Here is a 12,047-nt window from a genome sequence, read left to right as displayed (position 1 = left end):
CAGTACAATAATACCAGTATTGCAGTGGTGGGCGATGAATCGCACACAATGTCTTATACCAATTTGACTTAATACTTGCTCAATTTGAAGGAGTAAATCTGACGGTAACCGCGTTAAAAATTTCTTATTTAGAACAACTAAATAGCAAAATTTTTGCCTTGCCTACAAGGATGTAGGTACCTTGGCGATAGCAGGATGCGGTAGCGGGGTTATCGACAAAATTTTCTCGCTTCAAAATAGACCACTTAATTAAGAAAATTGATATTATTATCAAGGGATAAACAATGAGAGATATTTTACTTGGGGTAAACGTAGATCATATTGCGACGCTCCGTCAGGCTCGCGGTACAAGTTACCCAGATCCTGCACATGCGGCAGCTGTTGCTGAACACGCGGGCGCAGATGGTATTACCATTCACTTACGTGAAGACCGCCGTCATATTCAAGACCGCGATGTTTATGTGATGGCTAAAACCATCCAAACACGTATGAATCTTGAGATTGCAGTGACTGACGAAATGCTCGACATTGCTTGTGAAGTAAAGCCAGAATACGTTTGCCTCGTGCCAGAAAAACGTGAAGAACTTACCACTGAAGGTGGTCTAGACGTGGCTGGAAATTTAGCAAAGATCACAGCAGCAACCGAGCGTTTAGCTGACGCTGGTATTAAAGTAAGTTTATTTATTGATGCTGATAAAAAGCAGCTAGACGCTGCAAAGGAAACAGGTGCACCTTATATTGAGATCCACACCGGTGCTTATGCTGATGCTGAAAATGACACTGAAATGAAGGCTGAGCTAGAACGGATCCGTGAAGGTGTGCAATATGCACACGGTTTAGGGCTGATCGTGAACGCAGGACATGGTCTTCATTATCACAACGTGAAAGCGATCGCAGAAATGCCAGAAATTTATGAACTAAATATTGGTCATGCGATTATCGCAAGGGCGGCGATTGATGGCTTAGAAAAGGCAGTCCGCGACATGAAGCGATTGATGCTAGAGGCAAGGCAAGCATAACACCAAGTAAAGCATTATGATAAGGGGCTGAGTAGCCCTTTCTTTTTGTCTGATAGTACCTTGGAGATTGCAAAATGCGCTAGGGGTGCTGTCAATAAAGCTTTCTCGCTTCAAATAGAGCACTTAATTAAGTTAATTGAATTGGTAATAGAATGAAAAAATTAGTGTCTGCTCTAGCAGTGCTTGGTTTTGCGCCACAGTTAAGTATCGCTGCATCAAGTAATGAATTGGAAACTATAACCACAACCGCATCACGGCTGGCGGTTACTAGCACAGAGAACCCCGTTAGTCTGTCAGTATTGTCCGAGGTGCAGTTAGAGGATATCGGTGTTACTCATATTGAAAGGGCGCTTAGACTAGTAGCGGGTGCCAATATGCAGCATGGAAATGGGCAAGAATATCTGCCAGCGCTAAGATCACAAGTACTATCCGGTGCCGGAGCCTGTGGAGGACTCTTAACGGCGGAGGATGGCATTGCGCTTAGAGCCGCTGGATTTTGCAATATCAATGAACTATTTGAATCTCATTTTGAAGCAGCAAAACGTATAGAAGTGCTGAAAGGGCCAAACAGCGTACTTTATGGCTCTAATGCCATTCATGGGGTGGTAAACGTGATCACTTCTGACACTACCTCGGATGAAGCACGTATTGGCTTGGATATTGGTTCGTATGGCTATAGTCGAGCACGTATGCAAGCGGGCAGTGAGTCATTAGGGCTCGGCTCAGCGCTGACGATCACAAAAGATACTGGTTATCGCGATGGTGAAGGCGTAGAACAGCAGAAGTTAAGCCTCAAGCACAAACACCAAGGTCAGTTTGCTAGTGTTGTTTCAGGTATGACGTATACTCATTTAGACCAGCAAACTGCAGGCTATATAACAGGTGCTGATAGTTATAAAGATGAGACACTAGCAAAGCAAAATGAAAACCCTGAGGCATTTAGAAAAGCTTCATCATTTCGGGCATGGAGTGAAGTTTCTTGGCTTTGGAATAATACCGATACAGTATTACTAAAACCTTACTTACGTTGGCAGGAGATGGAGTTTGTTAAACATTTTTTACCAGGTAAGCCCTTTGAAGAAAATGGTCAAACGGGTGTCGGGTTGCAGACTCTAGTGCAAAGTGAACTAAGCACAAATATTCAATTAGACTGGGGGTTAGATGCCGAGTATACCCAAGGTGAGATGTTGCAATATCAACCAACCCCAACGCAAGGTTCTCCTTTTTTACAAGCTACGATCCCAACGGGAAGACACTACGACTATGAAGTAGATGCTCGCCAAATCGCACCTTTTGCAAAATTCATCTGGCAGCAAGATAACTGGTTGCTTGAATTAGGCGGGCGTTATGAATCAATGCGTTATGACTATCATAACTTCTTACCGGTAGGACGAACCAAAGAAGATGGTTCAGAATGTAGCAAAGGGGGGTGTCGTTATAGTCGCCCAGCCAGTGACATAGACCGCTTTGATTATTTTTCCCCAAAGTTTGCGATACGTTATGCGTTTGCGCAGTCTCATATAGCCTACGCGAATATATCTAGTGGTTATCGTGCCCCACAAGCCGCTGAGTTATATCAGTTGCAACGAGCACAGCGCAAAGCATCGCTCAAAGAGGAGAACGCTAACAACATTGAGTTTGGCGTAAAGGGTAGCACAGAAAAACTGACATATCAGGCAGCCGTTTATGTCATGGAAAAAGAAAACCTGATTTTCCGTGATAGTGATTTTTTCTATATTAATAATGGACGTTCGAAACATGCAGGGATGGAATTAGAATTACGCTATCAGCTATCATCAAATTGGAAGATTGACCTGGCAGCGACTCATGCCAAACACACCTTTGAGCAAAACAGCATCCTCAATGGCATTAATATCAACGGGAATGATTTAGACTCAGCACCAAGGCATTTAGCGAATGTGCAACTACATTGGCAGGCATTAGAAAATTTACGCTGGTCGTTAGCTTGGCATCATGTTGGAGACTATTTTACTGATCCTGAAAACCAACATCGTTACGCAGGTCACGATCTGCTTACACTAAGAGGAAGGTGGCAGATCAGCCCTCAACTTGCACTGACTATGAGAGTGAAAAACCTCACGAATACGCGTTACGCAGAGCGAGCTGACTATACGTCGTTCAGCGGTGAAAGGTATTTTCCTGGTAGGCCGAGAAATGTCCTCGTTTCACTAGATTATCGTTGGTAATATCTGAAAAAAGGGAGCCTCAAGCTCCCTCATACTAAAAGTGTGATTGTTATACCAATTAGTCTTAATACTTGCTTACAGTAGGGCGTAGGTACCTCGCTGTGAGCAGGGCAAGAAAGCGTTGTTATCGACAAGAGTTCTTTGCCCCAAAATAGACCACATAATTAAAGTAATGGGTATTAATCGTCTATTGAGCGAAGTAGTGCATTAATGCCGACCTTTTCACGCGTTTGTTGATCCACTTTTTTCACAATAATAGCCGCGTATAGGCTGTGAGAGCCATCTTTGCTTGGAAGTGAACCTGGCACTACAACTGCGCCAGCTGGTACTCGACCATAATGGATTTCACCAGTCTCACGGTCATAAATACGTGTACTTTGTGAAATATATACCCCCATCGAAATAACGGCGCCTTCTTCAACAATAACCCCTTCGACAATCTCAGAGCGAGCACCGATAAAGCAATTATCTTCAATAATGGTTGGATTAGCTTGTAACGGCTCTAACACACCGCCGATACCGACACCGCCAGATAGATGAACGTTTTTACCAATTTGTGCACACGATCCTACCGTAGCCCAAGTATCTACCATCGTGCCTTCATCAACATAAGCACCAATATTTACGTAAGATGGCATCAGCACAACGTTTTTACCCACAAAGCTACCTTGACGAGCCACCGCATTTGGTACCACGCGCATGCCGCCTTGTTGGAACTGCTCAGGTGTGTAATCAGAAAACTTCAGTGGCACTTTATCGTAAAACTGATTTACACCATCGCTCATCGGTTGGTTATCACGAATTCTAAAAGACAGTAACACCGCTTTTTTTAGCCATTGGTGCACAACCCACTCACCACTAATCTTCTCAGCAACGCGCGCAGCACCAGAGTCCAAAAGCTCAAGCGCTTGAACAATCGCTTGCTTTACTTCGTCTGATACTGCCGTTGGGGTAATGGTATCGCGGTTTTCCCACGCGGTTTCAATCGTCGTTTTTAAATCAGACATAAATTCCTCTTTACTCTGTTTCAGCATTTAATTTTTTAAGTAGCGCTCGGTGAAGCTCGGCTTTTTGTACTTCGTCGAGCGCCTCATAGTCTTTGTTCGAGACCACGAAAAAGTCTTCTGCACGTTCGCCGACGGTTGTAATGCGTGCGGCATGAATATGAAGTGAATAGGCTTGGAACACCTCAGCAATTTTAGTCAGCAGTCCAGGAATATCAATAGCCTGAATTTCAATTAGGCTACGATTTTCGCGTGCATGTGGGCGCAAAATAATTTTTGGTCTGATGTTAAAGTCTTTAAACTTTTGCGAGCGGTTCTTTTTAATTCGGATTTTTTTCTTCGGATCTTTAAGTAGCGTTTCCAGACCTTTTCTGATGCCAGCTGCACGGCTGGTACTGAGCGGATCGCCGTTCACTTCTAAAATGACAAAACTAAAGACGACGTAGCTGTCTTTGGTTGTCATTACCTGTGCGTGTTGGATCTGTGCTTTTTTAGAGCCAATGACACTGACTAGCTTGGCAAACAGTGCCGACTCATAGGGACTATACACAAATACTTGCGTGCCACCGTGCATGGGTTTATTTGAAACAATAACACTTGGCTGGCTAAGGTCGTTTGATTGCAGTAAGTGCTCTGAGTGCCACGAAATTTGTTGCTCGCTAAAGGCAGTAAAGTAATTTGCTTTAAAGCGTGACCAAATTAAATCAATATATTCCTCAAAATAGCCTAAATTAATCAACCGCTGTTTTGCTTGGCGCTTTTTATCCCGGATTTGATCGCGCATATCCATAGGGTTTTCAAGACCCAATCTGAGCGCGCGTTGAGTATGTAGGTATAGCTCTCGTAATAACGTGTTTTTCCAGTCATTCCAAAGATTGTCATTGGTGGCTCTAATGTCGGCAACTGTTAAGCAATAAAGATAATCTAGTTGACGTTCGTTTTTTATTTTTTGTGCAAATTCCGCGATAACATCAGGATCGTTAATATCCTTGCGCTGAGCCGTCACTGACATCAATAAATGGTGCTGCACCAACCACGCCACAAGCTTCGCATCTGACTGTGTAAATCCGTGCATCTTAGTAAAGGCCATGGCATCTACTGCCCCAAGTTCGGAGTGATCGCCGCCCCGGCCTTTGGCAATATCATGAAAAATACCGGCTAAGTACAGCAGCTCTGGTTTGTCCATGCGGGCAACTATCTCAGAGCAAATGGGAAATTCACTGATGTGTTCTTTGTCAAAGTAGCGATAAATATTGTTGATAAGTTTGTGCGTATGCTCATCAACGGTATAGGCATGGAATAGGTCAAACTGCATTTGGCCGAAAATATTGCGCCATTGCGGTAAGTAAGCGGCAATAAGACCGTGCTTGTGCATTAATGTAAAGGCTCTACCCATGCCATTTGGATGTTTGAGCAAGCGTAAAAAGGCATCTCGACACCCTGCATAATCTTGCAAGTCGCCCAATAAACGACGTCTTACCTGACGCATCGTACGGATGGTACTTGGGTCAATTTGGGTGATCCTTGGGTTATCCGCAATATGCTCAAAAAGAACAAAGAGGTTTTCACGACGAAAGAATACTGAGGGGTTTTTCACTCGGATCTTATTACCGAGCCGCTCAAAATTTCTATCAAGAGGAATGGCTTCAAGTTCAACCTGCTCTGGTAAAATACTTTGCTCAAAATACGACAGCAGCATTTGGTTCATTTCGCGTACTCGGCTCATGATCCTAAATAAACGCTTCATCATTCGTTCAACGGATGCCTTACCTTCAGAGCCAAACCCAAGTAGTTCTGCTGCGTGAGGCTGGTGATCAAACAATAATCTATTTTCGCTGCGCCCAGCTGCTAAATGCAGTGCAAAGCGGATATTCCAGAGGTTTTCGATACATTCCAGTAACTCTTGGTACTCCTCATGAGTGAGGTAACCATGGTTAATTAGCTCTTCGAGGGTTTCAGCATGAAAGTGCTTTTTGGCTACCCAGAATATAGTCTGTAAGTCTCTCAGACCACCGGGGTTTTCTTTGATATTTGGCTCTAAGTTATACGCGGTACCATGACATTTTTTGTGGCGAATTTTTTGTTCGTTGACCTTAGCTATGAAAAAGTCACTCGATTGCCAAATAGGAGTTTCTATGATGTGTCGCTTAAGGCGCTCATATTCAATGTGATTACCGCAGATCAAACGGCTCTCTAATAGACTAGTAGTGAAGTGCACATCATTCTGTTTTTGATCAAGTACCTGTTCGTGTGTTCTCACACTATGACCAATATCAAGACCGAGATCCCAAAGATATGTGACAAATTGCTCAAGTCCAGTGGTCACTTGCTCGCAAGGAGTATCTTTGGTTAGTACCAGGAAGTCGATGTCAGAAAACGGGTGTAATTCTCCTCGCCCGTAGCCGCCGATTGCGATAAGCGCAAGGTCAGGGTGCTGTGCAAGACCGGTATCATTAAATAATTTGATAAGTAGTCGGTCGATAAACTCAGCGCGCGAGTTAATTAGGTTTCGAACGGGCTGTTTGGAAAACTGGTTACTTAACCATTTATAAAAATAAGCCAGGCAGTCTCGATAATCTGACAACGCTTGTGCTTCATCAAGGAGCGTTTTTACTTTGTTCGGTAATGCCACTTAGGATCCTGTATCGTGCACGCAACATCAATAGAAACCTGTTTTACACTAATTAGATAACAATTGCGAGTGATGAGCGCACGATGGGGCAAGGTTTGATCAGTAAGCGGCTAACTGGCGCGAAGTAATAAATTAACTGCTACTAAGTTGCAGTTATTTTGTTCGTTTTAGTTTAACTTGCAAATAAACTAAACCGTGTAGTATAGTTTTGCCGTCATATACATTTCTCACGTCGGATCAGTGGCGCCATTTACTGTTCACGATAAGAAACTTACTCACAGGCATAAGGGATAAATTATGTTGGTATCGAGAGTTAATAGCCTTTATTTGGTTGGTTTTTTGGCGTTACATTTATTAGGCTGTGGCAGTGCTGCACCAAATAAAGACGAGGTTGAACAAAGACCTCAAGTGAGCATTACGCGGGTAGAGCCTGGTAATGACTATATTGAGCAATCTTATTTGGGCTATGTACGAGCGCATGACCGCGGTGAGTTAAGTTTTGAGGTTAGAGGTAAAATTATTTCATTGGATTTGGACATCGGTGATAGTTTTAGCAAAGGTCAGATACTATCAAGATTAGACCCAATTACCTCTGAGCTTGCTTTGAAAGAAGCAGAAGCGAGTGTAAATCAAGCTAAATATGATTTAGAAAACGCAGTCATTGAATTGGAGCGAAGAAAAGCACTGAGCAAACGCTCATTAGTTCCCGATACTGAAGTCGATTTATGGAAATTAAAAGTAGACAGTGCATTGGCGCAAGTGAACCTGCTTGAGGCTAAACGAGATATAGCAAAAAAAGGGGTATTGGATACTAAAATCATCGCGCCTTTTGATGGTAGTGTAACTGGAAAGTTCGCGCAAAAAAATCAGCATGTATCAGCCAATCAAGCCATATTATCAGTAAAATCAGACAATACCACGCTAGAAGTATTGACGCGGATCCCGTATCAACATGTTAATCAGCTTACTGTAGGTCAGCAGGTATCCATGTATACCTTAGAGCAGCATCAACTTTACGGGATGATCAAGAGCATTAATCGCCAGGCAAGTGCCAATGGCCTTATTGAAGCGTTAATCGTATTAAAGAGTAAGTATTCAGAGTTTGTGGTACCGGGCGCTCCAGTTAATGTTTCATTGAATATTAAAAGCACACAGCACAATTATTCTATCCCAGTCACAGCATTACGTCGTGATACCAATAATAGTCACTTTGTTTGGGTTTTAGAGCCTGATACCCAAACGGTATCCAAAAAAGTCGTGAAAATCGCGCGGATCCGCAGCGGCCGAGTATTTATACATGGTGAATTAGAAGTAGATAGCAAAATTATTTTACATGGTGGTCAGGGGCTTGCAAGTGGACAAGCTGTTGAGCTAGTTAACTTGTAAGGAGCCTGTTATGTCTATTTCGGTAATCGCGTATAAACAACGAGCGTTAATCTTGACCTCAGTATTACTAGCCATGTGTTTTGGAATAGTGAGCTTTTTCACTTTACCAGCAAGGGAAGACCCCGAGGTGATCATCCGAGAGGCTGTGATTTCAACTAATTTTCCAAATATGAAGGCCGAAGATGTAGAGAGGTTGGTTACAAGGCCATTAGAGGCTGCCATCGTTACCTTGCCTGAACTGGATGAAGTCAGGTCTTCCTCTATGGATGGACGCTCTATTATCCATGCGAAGGTTGAGGACAAGTATAGTGAACTTGACCAGATATGGGATGAACTAGCCGAAGCCGTGGAGTTTGCTAGCCTCAGCTTGCCTCAAGGTGCGAGTAAACCGGTAGTTAATGACGACTTTGGCGATGTGGCTGTTATGACCTTTGCATTGACATCAAAGTCAATAGCATTGGACGACATATACGATGTTGCACAAGGTATCAGAGATCAGCTAGTTTTTATCGAGGGGACGCGTCGAGTAGGCATTCATGGTAGCCCTGAAGAAGTGTTTTATATTGATTTTAATGATGCTGCACTAGAGGCCTTTGGGCTGACCAAAAATGAAATTTCACAAGTGATAAAAAAGAACAATAACTATGAAGCGATTGGAGCTGTAAATACCAATGCGTATTCTATTCTTGTGAGCGCCAATATCGGATTGGATAGAGAAGACAAGTTACTGAACTTACCCATTTTAATTCGCGATAAAAGCAATACTGCTCCGCATGGGATCATCACGCTAGGCGATGTCGCGACTGTCACTAAAACAACGAAAAGTCCCTATCAACAAGCGGCATTCTTTAACGGATCGCGAGCCGTTGTGTTATCTGTGGTGATGCAACCAGAGCAAAGTGTGATCAATTACACTAAACGCCTCGACCAAGCATTATCCGATATCCAGAAAAACTTATCCCAAGAAATAGAACTGAATATTGTTTCAAAACAGAGTATTGAAGTGGAAAAAGCGGTTTACGGTGTGTCTCTAAACGTGTTGCAAACGCTGTTTATTGTACTGGCAGTAGTGATGGTCTTTTTGGGTCTTCGGATGGGGCTAATCGTTGGTGCCATAGTACCGTGTGTGATGCTAGCCACACTTGCGGTAATGGGACTGTTTGAAATGCAGCTAGAACGAATGAGTCTTGCCACTTTAGTCATTGCGCTAGGTTTGCTTGTGGATAATGGAATTGTCGTGGCAGAGCAATTTAAACGACGGTACGAAGAACACCAAGATAAATATCACGCGTTAGCTGAAGTCGGCAAAGAACTAGCATTACCGCTACTTTCTTCAACAGCAACGACAGTGATTGTATTCATTCCGTTGATGATGGCTGAACATGGGGCTGGTGAGTTCACTCGGAATATCTCACTGGTAGTATTGATATCATTGGCAATTTCATGGTTATTTGCTATGACAGTTACCCCTACTATGTGCTACTTCTTTGTCTCTAAAAAGCCGGTACAAACAACATCGGTCACGCGAGTATTTAAAAAGCTGGAAACACAATACCGAACGCTACTAACGCTTGCACTTAACCATAAAAAATGGGTGATATTGGGTGCGCTGGCGCTATTTTTTGTCGGTGTAAAGCTAATTTCATCAACGCCAAAGCAATTTTTTCCATCCAGCGAGCGGCATCAACTCTTAGCTTATATCAATACGTCAGCGGGAAGCTCTACCTTAGTCACAGAGGCGGCCATGACAGAACTGACAGAAGCACTTAATGATGACGGCACTTTTCCTTATGTGAATCATGTAATGGGATATGTTGGATTTGGCGGACCAAGGTTTATTTTTTCCCTTGCGCCATTAGATCCTGCAAATAACGTTGGCTTTTTGCTTATCGATTTAACATCCCGTGAAGCGGTAGAGGAAACATTAGTGCAGCTTAGAAAGGTTGCCAAGCTTGTGATACCTGATGTGCAATTTAGGGTATCCGGGATGTTTACAGGTCCCTCTGATCCGACAGTGTTACAAGTCCAGTATAAAGGCCCTGATTACGCCCAAGTCTTTAACGGATCACAGCAAGTGATCAAAATGTTTGCATCGTACCCTGATATGATCCACATTTGGTCAAATTGGTTCAATTTATCGACAAGAGCCAATATTAGTGTTAACAAGATATTGGCAGAGCAAGCTGGCATTTCAGAGGTTCAAGTCCTTACTACTATTTCTCAGTTTTTGAATGGCACGGTTGTGTCTGTATCTAGGCAGGACGATGACAACGTGCCGGTGGTATTAAGAGGAGCTGAACATCTAGATGTGGTTGCATTAAAAGCGGAGACAATTATTTCACCTCTTTCAGGTGAACCAATTCCATTGGAACAACTCATTACCGTGAGTTATGAAACAGGGTTTCCAGTAATAGAAAAAGAAGATGGTATACCTACGGTGACAATCGAAGGGCGTAATTTGAAATATTCACCAGAAGATCTTGCACCGATGGTACAGAAGCAAATCACAGAGCTAAATGCGCATCTACCGGAGGGTTACTCCATTGAATTTGATGGTATCATTGCAGATTCTAAAAAAGGAAAAGCGGCGTTGGCGGCTAATTTTCCATTGGCATTTTGTATCATCGTCTTGATATTGATTTCACAGTTTGGTGGATTTAGGCGACCAATAGTCATATTGTTGACCATACCTTTGGTGGTATTTGGTGCAGGCAGTGGACTACAGCTGATGGGAGGAGAGTTTGGCTTTATTGTGATCCTTGGTTTACTCGCGCTTGCGGGTATCATTATCAATAATGCAATTGTGTTGATTGACCGTGCCGACATTGAACGTAAAAACACCGGTGTGTCGTTTAGAGAAGCACTTGTTGAGGCGGCCAGTGTAAGGATGAGACCAATATTGATCACATCAATTACAACAATAGTGGGGTTATTGCCACTCATTATGGGCAATGATGTATTGTTTTTTTCCATGGCTGTCGCTATTGCGTTTGGGTTAGGGATCGGGACGCCATTAACCTTGTTTGTGATCCCAGTATTATATGAAATTCTAACCAGTAAAGAAAAAGTCTTTCATCGTGATGCCAGCAATAGCATTGAGATTAATGAGCAGCCACTCACATCATCGGGAGAAGAAAATATTTGAGTACCAGAGCAGAACAAAAAGACAAGGCTATCAAAGATGCGGCAACCAAACTTTTTATCAAAAATGGTTTGGATGGTGTATCAGTCGATGACATCGCCAAAGCAGCTAAAGTGAGTAAGCCGACTATCTATTCTAGATATAAAACGAAGGAAAAGTTGTTTGTCGCTATCTTAATTGGTGAGTGTGAAAAGCAGATAGAAAAGATGTTTGAACCGCGTGGTGACAAGCAAACATTAGAGGACTTTATTTACAAAAAGGCTTTTGAGTACATCAGTTTTATCACCGATCCATGGTATGTAAACTTGCTAAGAAATGCTATTTACTATTCTGGACACTTTGATGAGATAGGAGAAGCATTTTTACGGTTTGGGCCTAGAAAAGGAGTCTCAAAGCTTGCTAATTCACTTGCCGTTGAGATTGACAAAGGGGAATTGAAGGCAGTAGACCCTAGTGATGCTGCAGAATTTATTATTTCTCGTTCTAAAAGTAACTGTTTTTTTAATGCAATCCTTGCTCGCACCTTGGAAAATGCTGATGAAGATATAAAGGTTGAAGCGATGAAAATAAAAAAAGAGTTCTTACTATTATTCAAAGCTTAAAAATAAGTTGAATGTGGCGTTAGTCAACATGGTCCATATTGACTATTTTTTATTT

At 42.7% G+C, this 12,047-nt stretch carries 7 protein-coding genes; 5 read left to right on the top strand and 2 right to left on the bottom strand.

The genetic code is table 11. From position 1 onward, the window contains the following. The first annotated feature begins 284 nt into the window (after positions 1 to 284). Together pdxJ and HUZ36_RS09765 are read left to right on the top strand one after the other, a co-directional pair. Complete coding sequence (gene pdxJ, locus HUZ36_RS09770) at positions 285 to 1,019, top strand: pyridoxine 5'-phosphate synthase (protein ID WP_176032721.1); 735 nt, start codon at positions 285 to 287, stop codon at positions 1,017 to 1,019. Between the two features lie 152 nt (positions 1,020 to 1,171). Then, positions 1,172 to 3,226, top strand: a complete 2,055-nt coding sequence (locus HUZ36_RS09765; protein WP_176032720.1) for a TonB-dependent receptor — start codon at positions 1,172 to 1,174, stop codon at positions 3,224 to 3,226. A 179-nt stretch (positions 3,227 to 3,405) separates the two neighbouring features. Here HUZ36_RS09765 and dapD read toward each other — a convergent pair whose 3' ends face one another. Together dapD and glnD are read right to left on the bottom strand one after the other, a co-directional pair. Further along, positions 3,406 to 4,233: a 2,3,4,5-tetrahydropyridine-2,6-dicarboxylate N-succinyltransferase gene (gene dapD, locus HUZ36_RS09760; protein ID WP_125254434.1), complete on the bottom strand. Its 828-nt coding sequence runs from the start codon at positions 4,231 to 4,233 to the stop codon at positions 3,406 to 3,408. Between the two features lie 10 nt (positions 4,234 to 4,243). Beyond that, positions 4,244 to 6,862: a [protein-PII] uridylyltransferase gene (gene glnD / locus HUZ36_RS09755; RefSeq protein ID WP_176032719.1), complete on the bottom strand. Its 2,619-nt coding sequence runs from the start codon at positions 6,860 to 6,862 to the stop codon at positions 4,244 to 4,246. A 297-nt stretch (positions 6,863 to 7,159) separates the two neighbouring features. On the opposite strand from glnD, the gene HUZ36_RS09750 reads away from it, so the two are divergent. Genes HUZ36_RS09750 through HUZ36_RS09740 form a run of 3 tightly spaced genes read left to right on the top strand, consistent with a single transcriptional unit; the run spans position 7,160 to position 11,992 of the window. Then, positions 7,160 to 8,248 carry an efflux RND transporter periplasmic adaptor subunit gene (locus HUZ36_RS09750; RefSeq protein ID WP_176032718.1) on the top strand — a complete coding sequence of 363 codons (1,089 nt, stop codon included), beginning with the start codon at positions 7,160 to 7,162 and terminating at the stop codon, positions 8,246 to 8,248. A gap of 10 nt (positions 8,249 to 8,258) precedes the next feature. Then, on the top strand, positions 8,259 to 11,393 hold the full coding sequence (locus tag HUZ36_RS09745) for an efflux RND transporter permease subunit (protein ID WP_176032717.1): 3,135 nt from the start codon (positions 8,259 to 8,261) through the stop codon (positions 11,391 to 11,393). Beyond that, on the top strand, positions 11,390 to 11,992 hold the full coding sequence (locus tag HUZ36_RS09740; protein ID WP_161972738.1) for a TetR/AcrR family transcriptional regulator: 603 nt from the start codon (positions 11,390 to 11,392) through the stop codon (positions 11,990 to 11,992). Before HUZ36_RS09745 ends, HUZ36_RS09740 begins: the two co-directional genes overlap by 4 nt. Positions 11,993 to 12,047: the final 55 nt, after the last annotated feature.

The organism is Pseudoalteromonas sp. McH1-7, assembly GCF_013366255.1.
Classification (GTDB): Bacteria; Pseudomonadota; Gammaproteobacteria; order Enterobacterales; family Alteromonadaceae; genus Pseudoalteromonas; species Pseudoalteromonas peptidolytica.
This window is presented reverse-complemented; position numbering and strand designations above follow the sequence as displayed.

Bases quoted from the DNA above. Each gene is read 5' to 3' on its own strand.
- pdxJ (WP_176032721.1), top strand. From the start codon at position 285: ATGAGAGATATTTTACTTGGGGTAAACGTAGATCATATTGCGACGCTC.
- HUZ36_RS09765 (WP_176032720.1), top strand. From the start codon at position 1,172: ATGAAAAAATTAGTGTCTGCTCTAGCAGTGCTTGGTTTTGCGCCACAG.
- dapD (WP_125254434.1), bottom strand. From the start codon at position 4,233: ATGTCTGATTTAAAAACGACGATTGAAACCGCGTGGGAAAACCGCGAT.
- HUZ36_RS09750 (WP_176032718.1), top strand. From the start codon at position 7,160: ATGTTGGTATCGAGAGTTAATAGCCTTTATTTGGTTGGTTTTTTGGCG.
- HUZ36_RS09745 (WP_176032717.1), top strand. From the start codon at position 8,259: ATGTCTATTTCGGTAATCGCGTATAAACAACGAGCGTTAATCTTGACC.